Origin of the sequence: Bacillus haynesii (assembly GCF_014042035.1) — a bacterium.
GTDB lineage: Bacteria > Bacillota > Bacilli > Bacillales > Bacillaceae > Bacillus > Bacillus haynesii.
Genome location: NZ_CP059494.1, coordinates 3,040,476 through 3,063,497, shown reverse-complemented (window position 1 = coordinate 3,063,497; position 23,022 = coordinate 3,040,476). Strand labels below are relative to the sequence as shown.

At 44.4% G+C, this 23,022-nt stretch carries 26 protein-coding genes; 4 read left to right on the top strand and 22 right to left on the bottom strand.

Translation table 11 applies throughout. From position 1 onward, the window contains the following. Positions 1-11 precede the first annotated feature (11 nt). Both H2R00_RS15210 and H2R00_RS15205 read right to left on the bottom strand, forming a co-directional pair. Complete coding sequence (locus H2R00_RS15210; RefSeq protein WP_182069629.1) at positions 12-941, bottom strand: YybS family protein; 930 nt, start codon at positions 939-941, stop codon at positions 12-14. 215 nt (positions 942-1,156) lie between these two features. Next, on the bottom strand, positions 1,157-1,297 hold the full coding sequence (locus H2R00_RS15205; protein ID WP_244958243.1) for a hypothetical protein: 141 nt from the start codon (positions 1,295-1,297) through the stop codon (positions 1,157-1,159). A gap of 159 nt (positions 1,298-1,456) precedes the next feature. On the opposite strand from H2R00_RS15205, the gene H2R00_RS15200 reads away from it, so the two are divergent. After that, positions 1,457-1,933 carry a spore coat protein gene (locus tag H2R00_RS15200; protein ID WP_154996087.1) on the top strand — a complete coding sequence of 159 codons (477 nt, stop codon included), beginning with the start codon at positions 1,457-1,459 and terminating at the stop codon, positions 1,931-1,933. Between the two features lie 43 nt (positions 1,934-1,976). Here H2R00_RS15200 and H2R00_RS15195 read toward each other — a convergent pair whose 3' ends face one another. Continuing rightward, complete coding sequence (locus H2R00_RS15195; protein WP_154996089.1) at positions 1,977-2,396, bottom strand: universal stress protein; 420 nt, start codon at positions 2,394-2,396, stop codon at positions 1,977-1,979. Positions 2,397-2,413: 17 nt separating this feature from the next. Continuing rightward, on the bottom strand, positions 2,414-3,880 hold the full coding sequence (locus tag H2R00_RS15190) for a SulP family inorganic anion transporter (protein WP_154996091.1): 1,467 nt from the start codon (positions 3,878-3,880) through the stop codon (positions 2,414-2,416). 216 nt (positions 3,881-4,096) lie between these two features. Here H2R00_RS15190 and H2R00_RS15185 point away from each other — a divergent pair, with 216 nt between their 5' ends. Then, complete coding sequence (locus H2R00_RS15185) at positions 4,097-5,398, top strand: MFS transporter (protein ID WP_182069627.1); 1,302 nt, start codon at positions 4,097-4,099, stop codon at positions 5,396-5,398. Positions 5,399-5,475: 77 nt separating this feature from the next. On the opposite strand, the gene rpsR is transcribed toward H2R00_RS15185, so the two are convergent. From rpsR to H2R00_RS15155, 6 genes are all read right to left on the bottom strand, one after another. Continuing rightward, positions 5,476-5,715, bottom strand: a complete 240-nt coding sequence (rpsR, locus tag H2R00_RS15180; RefSeq protein ID WP_003178022.1) for a 30S ribosomal protein S18 — start codon at positions 5,713-5,715, stop codon at positions 5,476-5,478. Positions 5,716-5,763: 48 nt separating this feature from the next. Next, positions 5,764-6,276: a single-stranded DNA-binding protein SsbA gene (ssbA, locus tag H2R00_RS15175; protein ID WP_154996095.1), complete on the bottom strand. Its 513-nt coding sequence runs from the start codon at positions 6,274-6,276 to the stop codon at positions 5,764-5,766. 46 nt (positions 6,277-6,322) lie between these two features. Continuing rightward, positions 6,323-6,610: a 30S ribosomal protein S6 gene (gene rpsF, locus H2R00_RS15170; RefSeq protein WP_020453642.1), complete on the bottom strand. Its 288-nt coding sequence runs from the start codon at positions 6,608-6,610 to the stop codon at positions 6,323-6,325. A 113-nt stretch (positions 6,611-6,723) separates the two neighbouring features. Continuing rightward, positions 6,724-7,824: a redox-regulated ATPase YchF gene (ychF, locus tag H2R00_RS15165; protein ID WP_075751803.1), complete on the bottom strand. Its 1,101-nt coding sequence runs from the start codon at positions 7,822-7,824 to the stop codon at positions 6,724-6,726. Positions 7,825-8,002: 178 nt separating this feature from the next. Continuing rightward, positions 8,003-8,209 (bottom strand): DUF951 domain-containing protein, encoded by a 207-nt coding sequence (locus H2R00_RS15160; RefSeq protein WP_154996123.1) that lies wholly within the window; start codon positions 8,207-8,209, stop codon positions 8,003-8,005. Positions 8,210-8,296: 87 nt separating this feature from the next. Beyond that, positions 8,297-9,310: a YkvI family membrane protein gene (locus tag H2R00_RS15155; protein ID WP_154996099.1), complete on the bottom strand. Its 1,014-nt coding sequence runs from the start codon at positions 9,308-9,310 to the stop codon at positions 8,297-8,299. A gap of 302 nt (positions 9,311-9,612) precedes the next feature. Between H2R00_RS15155 and yyaC the strand changes: the two genes are divergently transcribed. Further along, the gene (yyaC, locus tag H2R00_RS15150) at positions 9,613-10,230 is read left to right on the top strand and encodes a spore protease YyaC (RefSeq protein WP_182069625.1); all 618 of its coding nucleotides are present in this window, start codon (positions 9,613-9,615) and stop codon (positions 10,228-10,230) included. Positions 10,231-10,266: 36 nt separating this feature from the next. Here the strand turns inward: yyaC and H2R00_RS15145 are convergent, their stop codons facing one another. From H2R00_RS15145 to rpmH, 12 genes are all read right to left on the bottom strand, one after another. Then, positions 10,267-11,115 (bottom strand): ParB/RepB/Spo0J family partition protein, encoded by an 849-nt coding sequence (locus tag H2R00_RS15145; protein ID WP_003178034.1) that lies wholly within the window; start codon positions 11,113-11,115, stop codon positions 10,267-10,269. Then, positions 11,108-11,869, bottom strand: coding sequence for a sporulation initiation inhibitor protein Soj (soj, locus tag H2R00_RS15140; RefSeq protein WP_020453647.1), 762 nt, complete (start codon positions 11,867-11,869; stop codon positions 11,108-11,110). The genes H2R00_RS15145 and soj overlap by 8 nt, the downstream gene beginning before the upstream one ends. 242 nt (positions 11,870-12,111) lie before the next feature. Beyond that, positions 12,112-12,555 carry a carboxymuconolactone decarboxylase family protein gene (locus H2R00_RS15135; RefSeq protein ID WP_182069623.1) on the bottom strand — a complete coding sequence of 148 codons (444 nt, stop codon included), beginning with the start codon at positions 12,553-12,555 and terminating at the stop codon, positions 12,112-12,114. Positions 12,556-12,621: 66 nt separating this feature from the next. Continuing rightward, on the bottom strand, positions 12,622-13,479 hold the full coding sequence (locus H2R00_RS15130) for an RNA polymerase sigma-70 factor (RefSeq protein WP_182069621.1): 858 nt from the start codon (positions 13,477-13,479) through the stop codon (positions 12,622-12,624). A gap of 55 nt (positions 13,480-13,534) precedes the next feature. After that, positions 13,535-14,386 (bottom strand): nucleoid occlusion protein, encoded by an 852-nt coding sequence (gene noc / locus H2R00_RS15125; protein WP_154996107.1) that lies wholly within the window; start codon positions 14,384-14,386, stop codon positions 13,535-13,537. A 97-nt stretch (positions 14,387-14,483) separates the two neighbouring features. Further along, a complete protein-coding gene (gene rsmG / locus H2R00_RS15120) occupies positions 14,484-15,203 on the bottom strand; it encodes a 16S rRNA (guanine(527)-N(7))-methyltransferase RsmG (protein WP_154996109.1) in 720 nt (239 codons plus the stop codon). A 13-nt stretch (positions 15,204-15,216) separates the two neighbouring features. Beyond that, positions 15,217-17,103 (bottom strand): tRNA uridine-5-carboxymethylaminomethyl(34) synthesis enzyme MnmG, encoded by a 1,887-nt coding sequence (gene mnmG / locus H2R00_RS15115; protein ID WP_154996111.1) that lies wholly within the window; start codon positions 17,101-17,103, stop codon positions 15,217-15,219. 16 nt (positions 17,104-17,119) lie between these two features. Further along, entirely contained in the window at positions 17,120-18,499 is a 1,380-nt protein-coding gene (gene mnmE, locus H2R00_RS15110; RefSeq protein ID WP_182069619.1) for a tRNA uridine-5-carboxymethylaminomethyl(34) synthesis GTPase MnmE, read from the bottom strand. A 335-nt stretch (positions 18,500-18,834) separates the two neighbouring features. Next, positions 18,835-19,458 carry an RNA-binding cell elongation regulator Jag/EloR gene (gene jag / locus H2R00_RS15105; protein WP_182069617.1) on the bottom strand — a complete coding sequence of 208 codons (624 nt, stop codon included), beginning with the start codon at positions 19,456-19,458 and terminating at the stop codon, positions 18,835-18,837. After that, positions 19,455-20,255 carry a YidC family membrane integrase SpoIIIJ gene (gene spoIIIJ, locus H2R00_RS15100; RefSeq protein WP_154996115.1) on the bottom strand — a complete coding sequence of 267 codons (801 nt, stop codon included), beginning with the start codon at positions 20,253-20,255 and terminating at the stop codon, positions 19,455-19,457. The genes jag and spoIIIJ overlap by 4 nt, the downstream gene beginning before the upstream one ends. Positions 20,256-20,421: 166 nt before the next feature. Continuing rightward, positions 20,422-20,781, bottom strand: coding sequence for a ribonuclease P protein component (gene rnpA, locus H2R00_RS15095; protein ID WP_020453656.1), 360 nt, complete (start codon positions 20,779-20,781; stop codon positions 20,422-20,424). Between the two features lie 84 nt (positions 20,782-20,865). Then, entirely contained in the window at positions 20,866-21,000 is a 135-nt protein-coding gene (gene rpmH, locus H2R00_RS15090) for a 50S ribosomal protein L34 (protein WP_003178075.1), read from the bottom strand. 639 nt (positions 21,001-21,639) lie between these two features. On the opposite strand from rpmH, the gene dnaA reads away from it, so the two are divergent. After that, positions 21,640-22,980 carry a chromosomal replication initiator protein DnaA gene (dnaA, locus tag H2R00_RS15085; RefSeq protein WP_009330034.1) on the top strand — a complete coding sequence of 447 codons (1,341 nt, stop codon included), beginning with the start codon at positions 21,640-21,642 and terminating at the stop codon, positions 22,978-22,980. Positions 22,981-23,022: the final 42 nt, after the last annotated feature.

Here is a 23,022-nt window from a genome sequence, read left to right as displayed (position 1 = left end):
GAACATCGTGGCTACGATTTTTTTACTCTTTCTCTCAAGTTAAAGCCTATGTCAATTATACCTAAGATACGAACAAGGTACATCAGGGGCGAAAACAACCCGATAATTAAAAAAAGAACCGGCAGGACAGTTGGCAGTTTCTTGGCATGGCAAAAGTAAAACACAAATGAAAACCCTTGGATGATCAAGACAAAGCCCATGATGAGACTCGCATTTAACAGAACGGAGTAATATATACTGCCCTCTTCAACGGGAGCCAGCGACAGAAGAATCGTCAATAAATAGATCCAAATCATGCTTTGCGGAAGCCGCATATCCCTGAACGGTTTCAAGGACGGTATTTGTATGATGCGCCGAAGCACCGGCTTGGCGAGCAGGTGATTCAAAAACGCGGTGATTCCGGAAAATATCACAATAGCCGTCGGATATAAATATTGCGCTTGTTTGAATTGTTCATTTAGCGATTCGATCTGCTTAGCCGTCTCTTTATCATTTCCAAACTGTTTGATACTTGATTCAAAGGTTTTGATTGTTTCATTATATGCTTGATTGGCCGTCTCTATTAAGTTTAACCCAAGAAACTGAATGCTGATGAAAAGCAGCAGCACGATTGAAATCATGTATGTAACGGCTGCTGCTGCAATCGCTTGAGCTGGCTCTTTTCTTCTGTAGTAAAAGCCCATGATCACGCCCGCCGCACTTACTGGAACGGCAAACATCAGTCCGCCTAAGGTACCGACAATCAATGAAACGGGTAAACTGACCAACCCCACCGAAATCCCCGGCTTTAGACCGTGTCTGATCGTTTGAACCATTGCAGGCAGGGGCAACGTCAATAAAAGAATGGTGCCGATGAAAGGAATATAGAGGCTGATCATCAGCAAAACGGCAAAAATACTGACCATGATAGCGCCTTCTACTAAAGCTCTTGTTTGTTTCACTTGTTCACCTCGTATATTTAAATGTCATGAATCAAAAAGAGCAGCATAGACGACTGCTCTTTTCTAACGCCGCAATTTCATTTTCAAATAAAGACGATGAGATGAGCAGGTCTCGGCCTTCTCTCATTGTTCCTTTATTCTAACATAAGGTCAAATCGCAAGTAAAACGATCATAAGGCTTGAGAAAGCGAGTCAATGTTCCATGTGAAACACCGTCAGTCGAGAAATCCCGATTTCTCTTTATTTTTCTTTCTCGCTTTTCTGATCAACAAAAATATAATCAAAATTGCGACCAGAAGCGTCACGCGAAGCCCGCCGCTCAAGAATAGAAAAAAGTCCTTCAACACATCCAACACAATGATCACCTCTTATTGATATCACTTAGATGCAAAAATCCCGTATTATTTGACTTCCCCTTTACAAAACGTTCTAAAACGTCCCTCTGATTCTTCTATTAACCTTTAGACGGTAATGGGCATATGCTGACTAAGAAAAAGCAATAAAGGAGAATATGAATGACAACAAAAACATTGGCTTGGCATGAAACGTTGGAGTTGCATGAACTAATTGCGGCACAGTCTGTCGGATTGGTCAAAATCAAGAAAAGCATGAAAAAAATCAGCGATCCTCAGTTAAGACAGCTTTACAGCGTGTCAGCGAAGGCATTGGAGCAAAATTTAAGGGAGCTTCTTCCCTTTTTGCCAAAAGCTCCGGCATTTCAGCGGGAGGAAGAACGGGCCGATCTGTATTTTGATGCGGGTGATCTGTTGGTATTGGCGAAAACGACCGTTCGAAACTATGCGATTGCGATCACGGAAACGGCGACGCCCGAGCTCAGGAGAGTGCTTGTTAAACAAATCAATGCAGCCATTAAATTGCATGAGCAAGTTTTTTATTTTATGTACCAAAAAGGCTTATATCCCGCCTACAATCTCGTCGACCTGCTAAAAGGCGACGCCATGCACGCGCAAAAGGCGATATCGATGAGATAAAAAAAGCCAGCGAGGATAGAATCCTCACTGGCTCTGTTTTTTGCTATTTTACGATTAAAACCGGACACTTCACTCTTTTCGCCACTTTATGGCTGACACTTCCAAGCACCATTTCCTGCAAAGTGTTCAGCCCCCTGCTTCCGATAATCACGATATCTACATCATGATGATTGGCGTACGAAACAATGGTCGGACCCGGATCGCCGTGCTGCATCGTCATCTGATAGGGAACGGCCGATTGTTTGAATTTATTTTCTATCGACAGCAGCCTGCTGCGCCGTTCACGTTCGAGTTCTGCACGGTTTTCGCTATGCAGGACTTCATGTTTTGCTTTTGCATAATCCAATACATACATAATGTCGACGACCGCTAGCTTTGACATGGAAGCCAAATGAATCGCATGATCGGCCGCTCTTTCAGAATGCTTGGAACCGTCAGCAGCCAGCAGAATATTTCTATACACCCTTCATCACCCGTTTCTTAGTGATTTGACACTGAACGATGAGGCTGATCATAAGTTGCTAATTTTTCGACCAGCTTCCAGCTGGACTCATTTAACCCAATCAAGTCAACGTCTATTCCTTGATCTTTCATTTTTAAAACAACTTTATCGATAGCCGCCACAGCGGAATCATCCCAAATATGGGCCTCTGAAAAATCAAGAATGACCTTTTTCGTTTGCTCATCCGTTTTAAAAGACTTTACGAAATCTTGAACAGATGCAAAGAAAACTTGTCCTTTGATGATGTACTTGACCGCATTTTCCTCTGACTTTTCTTCAATTTTCAGTTTGGAGATTTTCGCTACGAAGAAGATCGCGCTTAAAATAACGCCGGCGAAAACCCCTTTCGATAAATCGTGGGTCGCCACAACGGTAATGACGGTCACAATCATGACAATGGAATCCGTCAACGGCACCTTTCTTAACATGCTAAACGAAGACCAGTCAAACGTCCCGATCGATACCATAATCATCACACCAGCCAAGGCTGCCATCGGAATCTGTACGACCCAGTCGCCCAGCACCATGATTAAAAACATTAAGAAAGCGCCGGCAACAAAGGTGGACAAGCGGCCTCTTCCTCCTGATTTTACATTGATCACAGACTGACCGATCATCGCGCATCCCGCCATGCCTCCGAAAAATCCGGCGACAATGTTTGCAATGCCCTGTCCGCGGCTTTCCTTGTTTTTATCGCTTTCCGTATCTGTCATATCATCAACAATAGAAGAGGTTAATAATGACTCAAGCAAGCCGACGATGGAAAGCGCAAAGGCTGTTGGAAAAATAATGGCCAATGTCTCAAAATTGAAAGGAATATTGGGGATCATAAAAGCAGGCAATGATTGCTTCATTTCTCCCAAATCACCGACAGTGCGAAGATCAAAATGGCCGAAAATGGCAAATACAGTCATCGCAATGATGGCAACAAGTGCAGATGGAACGGCTTTTGTAAAACGGGGAAGAACATAGATAATCAATAACGTAATACCGACCACAACATACGTCATATTCGAAACACCAACAAAATGAGGAACTTGCGCCATAAAGATTAAAATGGCGAGCGCATTTACGAAACCTACCATAACCGACCGCGGAATAAATTTCATAAAGCGCGCAATCTTCAGCACCCCAAATATCAATTGGATGATTCCCGTTAAAATCGTAGCAGCAAATAAATAATCAAGCCCATGATCCCTGACCAACGATCCCATCAAAAGAGCCATCGCCCCGGTCGCGGCTGATATCATCGCCGGACGGCCGCCCGTAAAGGAAATGACAACGGCGATACAAAAAGATGCGTACAAACCTACCATCGGGTCTACACCCGCAATGATGGAAAACGCTATGGCTTCAGGAATGAGAGCAAGCGCTACGACGATACCCGAAAGGATATCCCCCCGTACATTAGAAAACCATTCGCTATTTAATTGTTTAACATTCAAAGATTCAACACCTCGTTCATGATAATTTGCTTCTAACTCTCATAGAAGCCAATCTGTTTTTAACATGTTTCACTTTAGCAAACCTGTATCAATATGTCTATATGGTATTTTTCTCCGCGCCCGTTTACTGCCCGCAATCCCGTGGAAATGAACACGAAGAAATTAAGAATGTAATTTTGAAAAGAGTCCAATCTAATCATTAGAGGAGGTTTCAACATGACGCAAGAGCTGGAAAAACGACCTGGGCATACAAGATGGTATATTTCTTCTTTATTAAGCAGCATGATCATTTTAAATTACTTTGACCGTGTTGCCATTTCAGTCGCAGCTCCTGCGATACAGGAATCCTTTCAATTGACGGCAACCCAATTAGGCATCGTCTTTTCCATCTATACCTACTCATACACGCTGATGCAGATTCCGGTCGGGAGTCTCTTGGATAAGTACGGCGTTGCCTGGGTGACAAGGATCGGGATGACTGTATGGAGTTTTCTAACCATTATATTAGCTTTTTTACAGGGGAAACTGCTTCTTTATATTGTCAGGTTTTTAATCGGGCTGACGAGTGCTTCAGCTTTTCCTGCCGCGTCCAAAGCCACCGCCTTATGGTTTCCGCCAAATGAGCGCGGCCTTGCCAATTCCCTGTTTGACTCGGCAGCCAAGTTCGCGAATGTCATCGGCGCACCTCTTGTTGCCTTTTTAGTCACGACATTTGACTGGCGAGCCGCTTTTTTAACGATCGGAATCATCAATGTACTGTTCACCGTATTTTTCTGGTTGTATTATGAACAGCCCGATCGGCACAAACGAATCTCAAAAGAAGAGCTCCATTATATTCAAAAGCATAATGCCGTATCAGAGGAAGACATCTCAGCACGGACGCTCATTGCTTTAAAAGCGATGCTGACAAACCGTAAAGCATGGGGGCTGATGATCGGATTCACGGGTTACGGCTATACATTCAACCTGCTTTTAACCTGGCTACCGACTTTCTTTAAAGAAACATACGGAATGGATATTATGTCGTCGGGGCTGTTTACAGCGGTTCCCTGGCTGATATCGACGATTTCCGGAATCGTTGTGGGCGGGTGGCTCGTCGATTTTTTAATTCAAAAGGGGCATTCGAATACAAAGGTATACCAGACCGTTATCGTAATCGGCATGAGCCTTGGATTTGCCTTTTTGGGAGCTGTTTTTACGCACAACATCACGATTGCGATTATCTGCATTTCCGTCGGCTTAGCCGGAATATCTGCGACGGCGCCTGTCGGCTGGTCGATATCAGCTGATATCGCACCGGTTGGTTCCATCTCTCTGCTCAGCTCAATGGTCAATTTGGCAAATAACTTATTCGGTGGGATTATCGCGGTTTCATTAACGGGTTATCTGGTCGATGTGACCGGTTCATTTACGCTCAGCTTTTTAGTAGCCGGATTTGTATTACTGCTTGGGCTCGTGTTCTACCTTGCAGTCCTCGGTGATATCAAACGGATTCAGATTAGCAAGCAGGAAACCTGAATGCTGCTGGAAACGACCCGGCTTTTGATAAATAAAAAAAGAACAAGACCGTATTGGGTCTTGTTCCTTTTATCGGCTTACTCGCCTGCTACGTATGGAAGTAAAGCCATTTGACGAGCGCGTTTGATTGCAACAGTCAATTTACGTTGGTATTTCGCGCTTGTTCCTGTTACACGGCGTGGTAAGATTTTACCGCGCTCAGAGATAAATTTTCTAAGAAGATCTACATCTTTGTAGTCGATGTGCGTAATGCCGTTAGAAGTGAAATAACACACCTTACGGCGTTTCGCACGACCGCCTCTGCGTCCTCCTGCCATCGTTATTTCCCTCCTTTCTATTCTGTTTTTTTATTCGTCCGTCATCCATTAAAATGGCAAGTCGTCATCAGAGATGTCAATCGGCTTTCCATCGTTTGCGAATGGATCGTCATTGAAGCTGTTGCCTTGATTGCGATTCTGATTGTTTTGATTGCCGCCGAATGGAGCCGGTTCATTCTGTCCGCCGCCAAAGTGTTGGCCTCCCTGGCCTCCGCTGTAACCGCCGGAACCAGAACCGCCGCCTTTAGGCTCCAGAAATTGAACACTTTCAGCTTGAACTTCCGTGACGTATACACGCTGTCCCTGCTGATTTTCATAGCTGCGCGTTTGCAAACGTCCATCTACACCCGCAAGACTTCCTTTTTTAAGGAAATTTGCAACGTTTTCGGCTTGTCTTCTCCAGACAACACAGTTGATGAAATCAGCTTCACGTTCACCCTGCTGATTCGTAAACGTACGATTGACAGCAAGCGTAAAGGTGGCAACAGCTGCACCGCTAGGAGTATAACGAAGCTCTGGGTCCTTTGTCAGTCTGCCGACTAAAACAACTCGGTTAAGCATATTGAGAGACCATCCTTTTGCTTTAGAGTATATAATTCAATTCTGTTTATTCTTCTTCTTTAACCACGATGTGGCGAATGATGTCATCACTGATTTTAGCTAAACGGTCAAATTCTTGAACTGCTTCAGCACCAGCTTGAACGTTTAAGATTTGGTAGAATCCGTCGCGGAAATCGTTGATTTCGTATGCAAGACGGCGTTTTCCCCAATCTTTTGTTTCAGTGACCTCCGCACCGTTAGTTGTTAAAATGTTGTTAAAACGCTCAACAACAGCCTTTTTAGACTCTTCATCAACGTCTGGGCGGATGATGTACATGATTTCGTACTTTCTCATTTGTATTTGCACCTCCTTTTGGACTAAGCGGCCCATTATATTGGGCAAGGAGCAATAATCCTATTACTCACAATTTTATATTATATCAAAGCTCTTGTCCTATTTCAACTGCGTTATACATTGAAACGGAAATGAATGACATCGCCGTCTTTAACAATGTATTCTTTCCCTTCAAGGCGGACTTTTCCGGCCTCTTTTGCTGCGGCCATGCTTCCCGCCTCCAGCAGATCGTCGTAAGCGACTGTTTCCGCACGAATAAATCCGCGTTCAAAGTCCGTATGGATGATGCCCGCACATTCAGGGGCTTTCATTCCTTTTTTAAATGTCCAAGCTCTGACTTCCTGTTCTCCCGCTGTAAAATAAGTGGCAAGTCCAAGGAGGGAGTAGGACGCTTTAATCAGCTGATCCAGACCGGATTCTTCGATGCCGAGTTCTTCAAGGAACATCGCCTTCTCTTCGCCTTCAAGCTCTGCGATTTCGGACTCAATCTTGGCGCAGACAACGATGACTTCCGCGTTTTCAGCAGCAGCAAATTCGCGGACCTTCTGGACGTACTCGTTTCCTGAAGGATCAGCCACTTCATCTTCGCTGACATTTGCTACATATAAGACAGGTTTTGTCGTCAGCAGATGAAGCTGCTTCAACACCTTTTGCTGCTCTTCCGAGAACTCGACAGAGCGGGCCGGCTTTTCCTGTTCAAACGCCTCTTTTAACTTTGTCAAAATCTCAAATTCAAACACGGCTTCTTTGTCTTTTTGCTTGGCCATCTTTCCGACCCGCCCGATCCGCTTCTCAACGGTTTCAAGGTCAGCCAGTATCAGCTCAAGGTTGATCGTCTCGATATCCGAAATCGGATCTACTTTTCCGGACACGTGTGTGATATTGTCATCGGCAAAACAGCGGACTACGTGGCAGATCGCGTCTACTTGGCGGATGTGGGACAGGAACTTGTTTCCGAGCCCTTCTCCTTTTGATGCTCCTTTTACAATGCCGGCGATATCGGTGAATTCAAATGCAGTAGGGACCGTCTTCTTCGGATTGACGAGTTCTGTCAGCTTTTGCAGACGCTCATCAGGCACCTCTACGATTCCGACGTTTGGATCAATCGTACAAAACGGGTAGTTGGCCGATTCTGCCCCGGCCTGAGTAATTGCATTAAATAAGGTTGATTTCCCAACGTTAGGCAAACCAACAATCCCAGCTGTTAAAGCCATTGTTTCATCTCCTCTATAATGAACATCCATGTGTAGTCGTAAATGTTAAACCTGCAACAATTATAAGGATGATTACAGTAAAAGACAAGCTGACAAAACTTGCTTTTCAATCATGCAAACTAGGTGAAAATTCATTTTTCCTTGAGATCGAAAAAAAGCACGAGGGGGTCCGCTAAGATTAAGTTTCGGACTCCTCATGCTTAACTAATATCTTTTTCAGTTTTCTTTGAAACTCTTTGCGCGGGATCATGACGCTGTGTGAACAGCCCTCGCACTTGATCCGGATATCCATTCCCATCCGAATGATCTTCCAGCGGTTCGCCCCGCAGGGATGCGGCTTTTTCATTTCGACCACGTCATTCAGGCCAAATTCTTTATCGGCCAACATCGTTCACCTCTTTGCTTCCTTGTTGTGATCCTATTGTACAAAAAACCACGGCGAAAGAGCAATTCTTCACAATCATAAATATATTTATTTCCATTTACTTAAAATCGGATAAAGTAAAATATTTACCAATAAATACAAATTTAATAATCCGTAAATTGGATATAAAAAAGCGATTAAATTTGAAAAGCCGATTGACGTAAAAGGCACCATGATCGAGAGAAGCAGGAGGACGATCACCCATCTCGGCCAGTTCACAAATGACAAAAAACGGCTGGACAGCCCGAGAATGCTTGAGATCGTCGTTGTGTAGATCGCGACGCAAAGAACAGCCGTCATAAAAATAAAAATCGGAAAAGGCGCGCCCTCCAAAACCGCGAATAAAGGAATTTCATAATGGGCCAGTTCACCGGCAAGCTCTACAAGGGTTTCATTATACATGTATGAAATAGCGCCAAACACCAGGCCGCTTAATATGCTGGCAATCTTCGCCTCTCCGACTCCCTTCATCTCTTTGCCGACCGCAGATAATACAGCGACAACAGATAATATGTTCAGGGAAGTGAATGCGATGCCGGCAGGCCAGTTGTATTGATGAGTCAAATTGAGCAGCCACGGCTGATGGTGAGCTGTTTGAAAAGAAATCAGCGCATACAGCAGCCCAGACACCAAAATCGGGATTAAATAGCTGTTAACGGACAATATGCCATTAAGCCCCCAGAAAAACAACAAGCCTGTGCATAGACAAAACAAGATGACGCCCGTCCAAAACGGGATATGAAAGATTTGCAGTGTTACCCCGCCTCCTGCAATCATCACAATCGTAGTCGTAAACAAATACAGGATGATCAGCACATCGTATACTTTAGCCAGCAGCGGACCGATTAATGTTTCGAGGACAGGCAGAAAATGCTCTGATTTTTGTTCATAACTGATCTTCATCACAATATAGGTTGACAGGCTGAACATGATCGTAAACAACAGGATAGCCAGTCCGCTTTCATCACCAAAAAACTGCCATATTTCCTGGCCGGATGCATATCCCGCACCTATTAAGCTTCCTAAAATAAGAAGCATCCACTTCATCCCGGCTCTCCACACGATTTGCTCACCCCAACAATATAGTTTTTAAGCTTGTTTCTCCGCTCATGACACTATATTGCCGGTCCTCTATAAAAATTCATGAAACCCCTTTCGACTTTTCTCGTTTAAATAAATATATTATATCAATATAATAAATGAAATATCGTGTTTTCTCTTAGTAAAGTATTTTTTTCGGCTGGCCAAATCGCTTCCTCCAAAGCATAAAAAAAGAGACAGCTGGATATACTGTAAACAACCATTCATACTCGAAAAACTCACCAAGACACTGCTGTTACCATGATGACAAGGATGTGAAGCCTATGAATCGAAAAGGCGGAATTTTTTCTCAAGAACCAATAAATGAATATATTTCTCATTCGGATCCGCTAGCTGTGAAACAAATAGAGAAAGTCCTTTCCGTCTATTTAAAGGAAGCCGGAGACCGGCCGATCGTGATCGTTTGCATCGGTACAGATCGCTCTACCGGAGATTCGCTCGGTCCCCTCGTAGGAATGAAACTCTCCGCAAAACAGCTGACACGTTTTCATGTCTATGGAACGCTTTCCGATCCGGTTCATGCCGTGAACTTAAATGAAAAGCTTGATCATATTCAGCAGCAGCATCAAAATCCATTTATGATCGCGATCGATGCCTGTCTTGGACGAACCAAAAGCGTAGGATCTTTTCAAATCGGCAAAGGGCCTTTGAAGCCGGGAGCAGGCGTTCAGAAAAGCCTGCCCGAAGTCGGCCACGTGCATATTAACGGAATTGTCAATGTCAGCGGCTTTATGGAGTATTTTGTCCTGCAAAATACAAGGCTCAATCTTGTCATGAGCATGGCAAATGTGCTTGCTGACGGGCTGTCTCATCTGGAGAAAGCAGATTGGCAGCGGCGCCATGTGTCACCAATTCAAAGAATGACCGGAAGGATGTCATAAAAAAACCATCTGTATATGATCAGATGGTTTTTAAGCTTATGCGTCTTCTTGAGCCAGCAATTCAAGAATGCGCTCCAAGTCTTCATTTGAGTAGAATTCGATTTCGATTCTGCCTTTTTTCTTTTGCTTTTTAATGGTCACCGGGGTTCCAAAATAGTTTCGCAAATACGATTCCCGTTCTTTGATCACTGCATCTTTCACTTGTTTCGGTTTCTTTGTTTCACGTGGAACATCAGCATTCAACTGTTGAATTAACTTTTCAAGCTGGCGGACGTTCAGCTGTTCGGACACGACCTTTTGAACAAGCGGCTCAAGCTTTTTCTTGTTTTTCAATCCAAGCAATGTTCGGCCATGGCCCATCGATAACGTCCCGTTGTCGATTAACTTTTGGACGTCTTCAGGAAGTGTCAGCAGCCGCAAGTGGTTGGCGATGTGAGGCCTGCTTTTTCCAAGTCTTTTTGCCAGTTGTTCCTGGGTCATATCGAGATGTTTAAGCAAAGATTCATAGGCTTTTGCTTCTTCAAGCGGAGACAGGTCTTCTCGTTGAAGATTTTCCAATAGGGCAATCTCCATCATCAGGGATTCGGACAGCTCGCGCACAATCGCAGGAATGGTTTCCAATCCGGCTTTTTCAGCAGCCCGGAAGCGGCGTTCTCCGGCTACAATGTCATAGCCTTTAATTGACTTTCTGACAATGATGGGCTGCAAAACACCGTGTTGTAAAATGGACTCCTTCAAATCTTTTAACGATTGGTCATCAAACGTTTTTCTTGGCTGATAAGGGTTGGGCCGCAAGTCTTGCAGCTTGATTTCCTCAACCGTTTCTTCGGATAAATCAACATTTGAAAACAATGCATTAATCCCTTTTCCGAGACCTTTAGGCATTCGCAGCCACTTCCTTTGCTAATTCTAAATAGACTTCCGCTCCTCTGGAACGAGGATCATATAAAATGATCGGCTTTCCATGACTCGGTGCTTCACTGAGCCGGACATTCCGGGGGATAACCGTTTGGTATACTTTATCGCGAAAGTACTTTTTCACTTCTTCGATGACCTGTATGCCTAAATTCGTTCTTGCATCAAGCATTGTCAGCAATACACCGTCTATCATCAGATCCGTATTTAAATGTTTTTGCACGAGCCGAACCGAGTTGAGCAATTGGCTCAGCCCTTCCAGCGCATAATATTCGCACTGGACCGGAATCACGACGGAATCGGAAGCCGTAAGCGCATTGATTGTAAGCAGCCCTAATGACGGCGGGCAGTCAATAATCATGAAATCATAGTTTTGTTTGACGGATTCCAAAGCCCTTTTCAGCCGGACTTCGCGGGAAATGGTCGGAACGAGTTCAATTTCCGCCCCCGCAAGCTGAATCGTTGCAGGAATGACATCCAAGTTTTCTACGGATGTTGTTTTGATGACATCTTTCACATCTGCATCATCTACTAATATATCGTACACACATTGATCAACATCAGCCTTTTCAACGCCGATACCGCTTGTTGCGTTTCCTTGCGGGTCTATGTCGACTAACAAAACCCTTTTCCCGATGTAAGCTAAACAAGCTCCCAGGTTAACGGAAGTTGTCGTTTTGCCAACGCCACCTTTTTGGTTTGTGATCGCAATAATTTTCCCCACAATGTCACCTACTTTCACATTGAACAAGTTTCTCTCATTTCTCTATTTTAACAAAAAAAGAATCGGCCGTTTGCTTTTTTTGAATTTTTGTTTTTTGAAAGAGAGCCGTTTTGTTTATTTTTCGACATAAAGAGACCATTTTTTTATCTCAGAAAAAAGAGAAGAAACGTTCAAATGAAGTGAAAGATAGTTTTAATATTATATTAATATAAAAAATCCCCCTCTGTTAGGGGGGACTTCAATCAATCTGCTGCGGGCATTTTCCGGGTGGCAATAGCAATCCTGTTCCAGGCATTTATCGTGACGGCTGCCATAATCAGTTCGGCTGTTTCAGCTTCTGAAAAATGGGTCCTGACTTCGTCGTATACTTCATCCGGCAGCCCGTGCTCGCCGATTCGCGTAACGGCTTCGGTCAGCGCCAATACTGCCCGCTCTTTTTCCGTGAAAAAAGGCGCTTCCCGCCACGCATTAAGCGCATATATCCGCTGTTCCGTCTCACCGTTCTGCCTTGCATCCTTCGTATGCATATTTAAGCAGAAAGCACATCCGTTCAGCTGTGAAGCCCGGATTTTGATCAGTTCCTTTAAGATGGGGTCAATGCCTGAAGAAGCCTGCGCTTTTTCAAGCTCCAGCATTCCTCTGTAGCCCTCAGGGTTTACTTTTTCCATTAGAAATCTCGTTTCCATGTCTATTCCTCCTTTAAGTGTTTCACTTATATAACAAGTGAGGAACGGTGTTTGTGACAGAAAACGTTATATTTTAATGTGCTTCAGTTTATCGGGATTTGACACGATAAACACATTTTTGACGGAATCGCCTTCCGGATTCCAAGCAAAGCAAACGGCGTAAGCCGGGCGGTTGTTTTTCATGATCAAAACGCCCTTTTGGCCGTTGATATCGACAGACATAAAGCGGCCGGAAAAGCTTCCCTTTGAAACAACTCCCGTAAAAAACGCATAAATGCGGCTCTTTCCATAGATCGGTCTCAAAGCGCTGCGTACTTTTCCGCCGCCATCTGTATACAAAACGGCATCTTCAATCAATTTCTTGGAAAACTCCTCAAAATTACCGGTTCTCGCTGATTCGATAAACAGCCGGGCCAATTGCTGTTCTTCAACCGGCTGTGATAATACTGAAATTTCCCCGTTTAATTTCTGTTTCAGCCGGCTGTGGATTTTACGGCAGTTCGCTTCCGACTTCCCGATAATGGACGAAATTTCCTTATAATGATACCCAAATACTTCCCTAAACAACAAAACGGCCCTTTCTACAGGATTTAATCGGCTCGTGACTACCAGAAAAGCATAGGAAACCTTTTCTTTTTCTTCAACGTACTCAGCCGGACTTTGAGCTGAAAGCGCCACCTGCGGTTCCGGAAGCCATTCCCCGATATATACCTCTCTTTTCTTGCGGGCAGACTGCAGTTCATTTATGCAGCGGTTTGTGATCGATTTCGTCAAATATGCTTGAATATGGTCAATTTGACTGATATCTTTTTCCTGAAGGTCTGCGAACAATTCTTGGACGATGTCCTCTGCATCTTGCAAAGACCCGAGCATACGATAAGCAATTGAAAAAAGCAATGAATGATATTGTCGATAATATTCCATAGACGCTCCCCCATAGATATTTTGCCTAAAAAAATAAAAGCTCTATAGGGAGCTTTTATTTCGGTATCCGGATCGTAAACTGAATATATTCTTCAAATTCCTCTTCTTCCGTATTCAGTTTGACGCCGCTGTCTTCCACCATTGATAAGGACTGTCGAATCGTATTCATCGCGATCCTCGCGTCCCTGCTGTAAGCTTTTCTCTTTGGTTTCGGCTTGCGTTTATCCTGCTCAAGCATTTTGACGACACGGTCTTCGGTTTGCTTTACATTTAAATTCTTTTCAATGACTTCATGTAACAGCTTGACCTGAAGGTCTGGCTGTTTCAATGGTATGAGCGCTCTTGCATGGCGCTCTGAAATTTCTTTTTTCAAGATCGCTTCCTGCACCTCATCCGGAAGCTTCAACAGTCTGAGCTTATTGGCGATTGTTGACTGGCCCTTTCCAAGCCTTTGTGCAAGAGCTTCCTGTGTCAAATCGTGAAGCTCTAAAAGTCTTGCATAAGCATGCGCCTCTTCAATTGAAGATAATTCTTCCCTCTGAAGGTTTTCGATAAGAGCGACAGAAGCGGTCTCCGTATCTGAAAAATCCTTAATAATAGCGGGAACCTTCTCCCAATCGAGCGTTTGAACCGCCCGCCAGCGCCGCTCTCCGGCTATGAGTTCATATTGGCCTTCCCGCTCTGTTTTTCTGACGACAATCGGCTGGATAATGCCGTGTGTATGAATGGTTGCAGCTAATTCTTTAATTTTTTCTTCTGAGAAAATGGTGCGCGGCTGAAAACGGTTAGGAATTATATCGCCTACTGGAATCTCTTGAATTTCTTCTTTATTCGTATCATGTTCAGCAATCTCTGCTTCTTCTTCCTTGTCGCCAAGTCCGAAGAGACGAGAGAATGAATGCTTCATGTACCTACACCACCTTTAAACACTGCCATTTTTATAATTCTATTTTCTCATGAATTTTCCTTCTGTGACATCACGAAATTTGAAGAAAACGAATAATTTAACCTTCAATAGGAGATTTATTAGGTGTTCCAGGCTTTCTTGGAAATTTCTTCGGTGTCTGAGATTGTTTTTTGATGACAATGATGTTTCTGTCGCTTTCTTCTATTGGCAGCTGAAAAGAATGTACGGTTTCAATTTTGCCTCCAAGCATTTTGATGGCTTTTTTGCCCGTTTCAATTTCTTCATCAGCCGAAGCTGCTTTTAATGCTACGAATAAGCCGTCTTTTTTCACAAGCGGAAGGCAAAGCTCGCTGAGAACCGAAAGGCGGGCGACAGCACGAGCCGTCACGACGTCATATCTTTCTCTGTGGTCTTTCGATCTTCCGAATGTTTCCGCGCGGTCATGGTAAAAAGCTGTGTTTTCCAGCTTCAAAGCATCTGACAGCTGATTCAAAAATTGAATCCGTTTGTTCAGTGAGTCAACGATTGTGACGTGAAGGTGCGGAAAGCAGATTTTAAGCGGAAGGCTTGGAAATCCGGCGCCCGCTCCAACATCACAGAGGCTTGTCATCTTTTTGAAATCAACGTAAAAAGAAGCGGCGATGGAATCGTAAAAATGCTTTAAGTACACTTCTTTTTTCTCGGTAATCGAGGTTAAATTCATTTTTTCGTTCCATTCAACAAGCCATTCGTAATAGGTCTCAAATTGCTCCAGCTGGAAGGAGGAAAGGGAGATGCCTTTCTCCTCCAAACCGGCTGTAAATTGCTCAATGTTCATGCCGTCACCCTTTCTATTCCGCAACCTTGGCAATCCGTCCCTGCTCTAAGTAGACGAGCAGAATGGAAATATCAGCAGGATTGACGCCGGAAATCCGTGAGGCTTGTGCGACAGACAGCGGTCTGACCTCTTTCAATTTTTGGCGCGCTTCCGTTGCAATGCCTTTGATCGCGTCATAGTCGATTCTGTCAGGAATCTTTTTGTTTTCCATTTTCTTTAGTTTTTCGACCTGCTGCAAGGACTTTTCAATATATCCTTCATACTTAATTTGAATTTCTACCTGTTCAGCAACGTCGCCGGCGACTTCTTGTTCAGGCGGCGCAAGAGCAGTAACGGTTTCATAATTCATTTCCGGCCGCTTCATCAGGTCGGTCGCGCGAATGCCGTCTTTGAGCTCGCTGCCGCCCAGTGAACGGATATATTCCTGATTTTCCTTTGTCGGTTTGATAATAACAGAATGAAGACGTTTTTTCTCTGCTTCAATGGCCGCTTTTTTCTCTTGAAACTTTTGATATCGTTCTTCAGAAATCAAGCCGATCTGATAGCCGATCTCGGTCAGGCGCAAGTCTGCATTGTCGTGACGCAGAAGCAGCCTGTACTCCGCACGCGATGTCAGCAGGCGGTACGGTTCGTTTGTTCCCTTCGTCACAAGGTCGTCGATCAATACACCAATATAAGCGTCAGAACGACTGAGAATGACCTCTTCTTTGCCAAGCGCTTTCCGACCCGCATTGATGCCGGCCATAATTCCCTGTCCGGCCGCTTCTTCATAGCCTGATGTTCCGTTAATCTGTCCGGCTGTGAAGAGTCCCGGAATTTTTTTCGTTTCCAGTGTCGGCCACAGTTGTGTCGGTACGATCGCATCATATTCAATCGCGTATCCTGCCCGCATCATTTGCACATTTTCAAGACCGGGAATAGTTGAAAGCATTTTTCGCTGCACATCTTCCGGAAGGCTTGTCGACAATCCCTGGACATAGACTTCCTGGGTGTTGCGCCCTTCAGGCTCAAGAAAGATCTGGTGTCTCGGCTTGTCGTTAAAGCGGACGACCTTGTCTTCAATAGACGGGCAATATCTCGGCCCCGTTCCTTTGATCATGCCCGAGTACATCGGTGAGCGATGCAGATTATTGTCAATGATTTCGTGCGTTTCCGGACTTGTATATGTGAGCCAGCACGGAAGCTGGTCTGTAATATATTCCACCGTCTCATACGAAAAGGCCCGCGGCACTTCATCACCGGGCTGAATTTCCGTTTTGCTGTAGTCAATCGAATGGCTGTTGACCCGCGGCGGCGTTCCTGTTTTAAAGCGGACGAGGTCAAAGCCAAGCTCTTCAAGGTGCTCAGACAGCTTGATGGACGGCTGCTGGTTGTTCGGTCCACTGGAGTATGACAGATCGCCAAGAATGATTTTCCCTCTCAAAAATGTTCCCGTCGTCAGAACAACGGTCTTAGAACGGTACTCCGCCCCTGTTTGGGTTACAACGCCCCGGCATTCCCCGTCTTCAATGAGAAGGCGTTCGACCATCCCTTGGAGCATGGTCAAATTCGGTTCATTCTCAAGTGTCTTTTTCATCTCGTGCTGATATTGAAATTTGTCAGCCTGAGCCCGCAGCGCCCGGACGGCAGGTCCTTTTCCTGTATTTAAAAGCCTCATTTGGATATGAGTTTTATCGATATTTTTAGCCATTTCCCCGCCGAGCGCATCGATTTCGCGGACGACGATTCCTTTTGCAGGTCCGCCGACAGACGGGTTACATGGCATGAAAGCAACCATATCAAGGTTAATCGTTAAGACAAGCGTTTTTGCGCCTTGTCTGGCTGACGCCAGCGCCGCTTCCACACCGGCGTGGCCGGCGCCGACGACAACGACGTCATATTGGCCTGCTTCATAGCCCATATGCTTTGTTCCTCCTTTATTTTCCTAAGCAAAATTGAGAGAAGAGCTGGTCGATCAGACTTTCATGTACAGCATCGCCAATGATCTCCCCGAGAACTTCCCAACATCTTGTTAAATCAATTTGAACCATATCGATCGGCACATCGTTTTCGATGCCCTCCAAAGCGTCAGTGATAGCGCGCTTCGCCTCATGCAGCAGTGAGATGTGCCTTGTATTGCTGACATATGTCAAGTCGCCGCTCTCAATCGCGCCTGTGAAAAACAGCGATTGAATGGCTTCCTCCAGCTCATCAATCCCTTCCTCTTTCAATAAGGATGTCGTGACGACAGGCTGATTCCCCGCCAATTCCCGAACGCGATCAAGATCAAGCTTTTGCTCAAGATCGGTCTTATTGACGATGACGATGATGTCCATCCCTTTCGTTGCTTCAAAGAGCTTGATGTCTTCTTCTGAAAGGGGCTCGCTGTAATTGAGGACTAGCAAAATCAAGTCGGCTTCTTTTAATACCTGTCTTGAACGTTCAACGCCGATTCGCTCGACGATGTCTTCGGTCTCGCGTATCCCGGCTGTATCGACAAGACGCAGCGGCACGCCTCTTACATTCACATATTCTTCAATGACATCCCGCGTCGTTCCCGGAATATCCGTTACAATCGCTTTTGTCTCATGGACGAGACTGTTTAAAAGCGAGGACTTGCCGACATTAGGCCGCCCGATGATAACCGTCGAGATTCCTTCTCTTAATATTTTACCCTGCTCTGAAGTCGTCAGCAGCGCCTCGATTTCCTTTTTGACCTTTGTCGCCTTTTCAATCAGCATCTTGTGCGTCATTTCTTCGACATCATCGTATTCCGGATAGTCAATATTCACTTCAACGTGGGCCAATGTTTCAAGAATCTCGGCTCTCAACCGTTTGATCAGTGAAGACAGCCTTCCTTCCATCTGATTCATGGCCACATTCATAGCGCGGTCTGTTTTCGCCCTGATGAGATCCATGACAGCTTCAGCCTGGGAAAGATCGATTCTTCCATTCAAAAAGGCTCTTTTCGTAAATTCCCCCGGTTCCGCCAGACGCGCTCCCTCTCTCAAAACGAGCTGAAGCACCTGGTTGACGGTCACAAGTCCGCCGTGGCAGTTGATTTCTACAATATCTTCCCGCGTAAAAGTTTTCGGCGCTTTCAGGACCGAAACCATGACTTCTTCCACGACTTTTTCCGTTTCCGGATCAACGACATGACCGTAGTTAATCGTATGTGAATCGACGGAACTCAGCCTTTTTCCGCGAGGTCCTTTATATACTTTATCGGCGATCGCAAGAGCCTCAGGGCCGCTCATCCGGACGATCGCAATCGCCCCTTCTCCCATCGGCGTTGAAATCGCAGCGATGGTATCCATGGCTTTCACCTCTCTTTTTCATTCCTATATCTATTATCCCCATTTGTCCGGGTCATCTTCCAAACATCGTATATGGATGAAAAACTTTTATTGTAATCAAAATTTAAAGATAACATAGTTTCAATTGAAGTGGAAGTGACTTGAACCGTTATCCACAACCGTTCTAAGCCATCATTACTTACTTTAACTTATCCACATGTGAATAACAATTAAATTTCATTTTCATCAACAGCTTACACCGAAAAAACCAGAGCTTAAACTGATTTTGTCTGCATTCAGCGATTTTGCAACGACAAAAAACCGAAGTCCCAATTTTGGGAACTTCGGTTTTCATGTTATTTTTTATATGAGATGACAAGGTGCCGGTTATGGTCTTCTCCGGTAGAGTAAGTTTCGATATGCTGCGAGTAGCCTGCAAGCGTATCATGGATGACCTTGCGCTCACTGGAAGGCATCGGCTCCAGGTGAATGTCTTTTTTCTGCCTGGCCGCCTGGTCAGCAAGCTTCAATGCCAGCTGAGCCAGTGTTTCCTTCCGTTTTGCACGGTATCCTTCGGCGTCAACCACCGCTTGGATATATCTGTCGGAATGACGATTGAGCACGAGCTGCGTCAGCGTTTCAAGGGCATTTAAAGTTTGTCCCCTTTTTCCAATTAAAAGGGCTGTTTTATCGCCTTTTAACTGAAAAACCACTCGTTTTGACTCCTCTTCTGCCGTCACCTGGACTTGTATTCCCATATTCGAAATCACATTTTCCAAATACTGTTTTGCTTCTTTAACCGGGTCTATTTTTTCCCGAATGTTCACGACTGCAGACCGATGACCGAAAATGCCGAATAATCCCTTTTTCCCTTCATCAACTACATCGACTTCGACATCATCTGCATGAAGGCCTAGCTGTTCAAGCCCGGATTGCACTGCTTCATCGACGGTACGTCCAGTAGCAGTCAGTTCCTTCACTTTTTCTTACCTCCGGATTTTTTTCCTCCGGCTGTCGCTTCCTGTCTCTCTGCCTTTAGATCAGGCCCTTTGATAAAGAAGGTTTGAGCAATCATGAATAAGTTACCGACTACCCAGTACAGAGAAAGAGCCGCCGGGAAACTGATCGCAAATACAACGATCATGATCGGCATCAGCCAAAGCATCATCGCCATCTGCGGATTTTGCTGTGCTGTTCCCGCCATCATCAGCTTTTGCTGAATGAATGTGAACACACCGGCGAGAATCGGCAAAATGAAATACGGATCACGCTCTCCAAGGTCAAACCATAAAAAGCTGTGTTCTGCGATTTCCCGCGTTCTCATAATGGCATGATAGAATCCGATTAAAATCGGCATTTGAATTAAGATCGGGAAACATCCGGCAAGCGGGTTAACCCCGTGCTTTTGCATGAGAGCCATCGTTTCCTGTTGAAGCTTCTGCTGCGTTTTTTGATCTTTAGAACTGTATTTTTCGCGAAGTTTTTGCATTTCAGGCTGGAGAGCCTGCATCGCTTTCGAACTCTTCGTCTGTTTGATCATCAGCGGCAAAATTAAAAGTCTGATTAAGAGCGTGACGATGATAATCGCGAGTCCGAAGTTTTCATTCGTTAAATTTGCTACATAAGTAATCAGCTGTGACAACGGGTATACGATATACGTGTTCCAAAACCCTTCGCTTTCTGCAGTGATCGGCTGGTTGATTTCCGTACATCCAGCTAAGAGCACGATAACGCCGATCATACTGAACAATAATAAAATTCGCCTCTTCAACAACATTTCCTCCTAAATCTTCATTCTTCAACCGGTATTTTTCGGTTATGACCATTAAAAAGACATACTTTCTCGTATTTTATCATCTTTCTCCCCGAATGGGCGACGACATTTTTCAGGAGCTAAAGGAAGCGCTTAAAAATGAGGGGCCATAACTTCTTTTTAACCCGGACTATGATGGCTGATTCGGTTTTTTCCGGTAGACAAACGACTTTCTGAAAAGATGCTGCAAACTTTTTTTCGTCTCTTCATATGACAATTCAGCTGCAGGCTTTCTTGCGATGATAATGTAGTCATTTTCTTGTTTTAATAGATCCCGCTCTTCCTGGATGACCTGGCGAATCAGCCGCTTTACCCGGTTGCGCACGACTGCGTTTCCGATTTTCTTGCTGACCGACAGTCCCACCCGAAACTCTTTCGCCTCAGGCTGGTGAAGCACATATAAAACATATTGCCGGTTTGCCATCGATTTGCCTTTTTTAAATACTTTTTGAAAATCTTCATTTTTCTTTAATCGATTTCGCTTTTTCATATCTTCTTTCACTCCGATAACAAGCTGGCAAATGGGCCTGGTCATTCCTCTATGTAAAAAAGACCACTGACATTATTCAGTGGCCTAAGCTGATAATACTTTTCTTCCTTTGCGGCGACGACGTGCTAATACAAGACGTCCATTTTTAGAACTCATACGGCTGCGAAAGCCATGAACTTTGCTGCGCTTACGGTTATTTGGTTGAAATGTTCTTTTCATGTATGACACCTCCCTCGAGGAATAGCTGTTAAAGACAGTCTAATTTATTATATTGGGATGAGCAGTTCATTGTCAACTTCGCTCACACATTTCTTTTTTGCACCATAATAGGATAACACATATCAATTTTCTTCGAAAGCCTAATTTCATTTTTCCTCAATTTTAGCTTAAAAGATTTTTTTGGAAGCGGGAAAATGGGATGAACGACGCGAAAAAAAGCCAATGTGGATATCTTTCGCCTCGTTTTTTCTATCCACAGTCATTATCGACAACATTTTCACAAAACTAACCGTTGTGGACAATATTTCTTCAACAGTTTGTATAGTGTGTGGATAAGTTCCTCGCAACCATTGCAACCACTCGCTTATTCTGATATTATATTTGTGTTTTAACTCTTGATAACAAATTGGCTGCCAATCCATTATCCACAAACTGTGGATAAGTTGTGGAAAGTTTTTTCACAGGGTGTGCAGTAATTTGTCCACATCTTGTGAAAAATGTCGAAAAGACGTTTTTCTACTATATTATATGTTTTCAACATTTCATTAACGAATGGACTCATCCATTTGCTCTTTTTTTGTGTTCTATAACAGGTTGGACGAGCAAATATTGCTGGTAAAGGAGGGACGAACCGCCATTATGAAAAACATATCGGATCTTTGGAATCAAGCTTTGGGGCAGATCGAAAAAAAATTGAGCAAGCCCAGCTTTGAAACATGGATGAAATCGACAAAGGCCCATTCATTGCAGGGCGATACGCTGATCATCACCGCACCGAACGAGTTCGCCAGAGACTGGCTTGAATCAAGATACCTGCACCTGATCGCCGATACGATCTACGATCTGACAGGAGAAGAATTGAGCATTAAATTTGTCATTCCTCAGAATCAAAATGAAGAAGATTTTATGCCCAAGTCTCCAATCAAAAAAATGTCGAAAGAAGAACCGGCTGATTTTCCGCAAAACATGCTGAATCCCAAATATACATTTGATACGTTCGTTATCGGTTCAGGAAACCGATTCGCCCACGCGGCATCTTTGGCAGTGGCTGAAGCACCGGCGAAAGCTTACAATCCGCTGTTTATTTATGGGGGAGTCGGACTTGGAAAGACTCACTTAATGCATGCGATCGGGCATTATGTCATCGATCACAATCCATCTGCAAAAGTGGTTTATTTGTCATCTGAGAAATTTACAAATGAGTTCATTAACTCGATCCGTGACAATAAAGCTGTCGATTTTCGCAATCGCTATAGAAATGTTGACGTTCTTTTGATAGATGATATTCAATTTTTAGCGGGAAAAGAACAGACGCAAGAGGAATTTTTCCATACGTTTAATACGCTGCATGAAGAAACAAAGCAGATCGTCATTTCCAGCGACCGGCCTCCTAAAGAGATTCCAACGCTTGAAGACCGTTTGCGCTCCCGTTTTGAATGGGGATTGATCACAGACATCACGCCTCCTGATCTGGAAACAAGAATTGCGATTTTAAGAAAGAAAGCAAAGGCAGAAGGACTTGATATTCCGAATGAAGTCATGCTTTATATTGCCAATCAGATCGACAGCAATATCAGGGAGCTGGAAGGGGCATTAATCAGGGTTGTCGCATATTCTTCCTTGATCAATAAAGACATCAACGCCGATCTGGCTGCTGAAGCTTTGAAAGATATCATTCCGTCTTCAAAGCCGAAAGTCATTACGATCAAAGACATTCAAAGAATCGTCGGCCAGCAGTTCAATATCAAGCTGGAGGATTTCAAGGCGAAGAAACGGACAAAATCGGTAGCTTTTCCGCGGCAGATCGCTATGTATCTATCAAGAGAAATGACAGATTCTTCTCTTCCGAAGATCGGCGAAGAGTTTGGCGGACGCGACCACACGACTGTCATCCATGCGCACGAGAAAATATCAAAACTGCTGAGCGATGATGAACAGCTCCAGCAGCAGATTAAAGAAATTAAAGAACAGCTGAGATAAGTGGTGAGCGGGAAAGTGTGAATAACTTGAACATAGTCTTAC

Excerpts from the sequence above, each read along its gene's own strand:
- rnpA (WP_020453656.1), bottom strand. The coding sequence starts at position 20,781 with ATGAAAAAGCGAAATCGATTAAAGAAAAATGAAGATTTTCAAAAAGTA.
- rpmH (WP_003178075.1), bottom strand. The coding sequence starts at position 21,000 with ATGAAAAGAACATTTCAACCAAATAACCGTAAGCGCAGCAAAGTTCAT.
- rpsR (WP_003178022.1), bottom strand. The coding sequence starts at position 5,715 with ATGGCAGGAGGACGCAGAGGCGGTCGTGCGAAACGCCGTAAGGTGTGT.
- mnmG (WP_154996111.1), bottom strand. The coding sequence starts at position 17,103 with ATGGGCTATGAAGCAGGCCAATATGACGTCGTTGTCGTCGGCGCCGGC.
- H2R00_RS15130 (WP_182069621.1), bottom strand. The coding sequence starts at position 13,479 with ATGGAATATTATCGACAATATCATTCATTGCTTTTTTCAATTGCTTAT.
- noc (WP_154996107.1), bottom strand. The coding sequence starts at position 14,386 with ATGAAGCATTCATTCTCTCGTCTCTTCGGACTTGGCGACAAGGAAGAA.
- spoIIIJ (WP_154996115.1), bottom strand. The coding sequence starts at position 20,255 with ATGTTGTTGAAGAGGCGAATTTTATTATTGTTCAGTATGATCGGCGTT.
- H2R00_RS15185 (WP_182069627.1), top strand. The coding sequence starts at position 4,097 with ATGACGCAAGAGCTGGAAAAACGACCTGGGCATACAAGATGGTATATT.
- rsmG (WP_154996109.1), bottom strand. The coding sequence starts at position 15,203 with ATGAACATTGAGCAATTTACAGCCGGTTTGGAGGAGAAAGGCATCTCC.
- H2R00_RS15145 (WP_003178034.1), bottom strand. The coding sequence starts at position 11,115 with ATGCCTAAAGGTCTCGGAAAAGGGATTAATGCATTGTTTTCAAATGTT.
- yyaC (WP_182069625.1), top strand. The coding sequence starts at position 9,613 with ATGAATCGAAAAGGCGGAATTTTTTCTCAAGAACCAATAAATGAATAT.
- mnmE (WP_182069619.1), bottom strand. The coding sequence starts at position 18,499 with ATGGATACCATCGCTGCGATTTCAACGCCGATGGGAGAAGGGGCGATT.
- dnaA (WP_009330034.1), top strand. The coding sequence starts at position 21,640 with ATGAAAAACATATCGGATCTTTGGAATCAAGCTTTGGGGCAGATCGAA.
- rpsF (WP_020453642.1), bottom strand. The coding sequence starts at position 6,610 with ATGAGAAAGTACGAAATCATGTACATCATCCGCCCAGACGTTGATGAA.
- H2R00_RS15135 (WP_182069623.1), bottom strand. The coding sequence starts at position 12,555 with ATGGAAACGAGATTTCTAATGGAAAAAGTAAACCCTGAGGGCTACAGA.
- ssbA (WP_154996095.1), bottom strand. The coding sequence starts at position 6,276 with ATGCTTAACCGAGTTGTTTTAGTCGGCAGACTGACAAAGGACCCAGAG.
- ychF (WP_075751803.1), bottom strand. The coding sequence starts at position 7,824 with ATGGCTTTAACAGCTGGGATTGTTGGTTTGCCTAACGTTGGGAAATCA.
- H2R00_RS15200 (WP_154996087.1), top strand. The coding sequence starts at position 1,457 with ATGACAACAAAAACATTGGCTTGGCATGAAACGTTGGAGTTGCATGAA.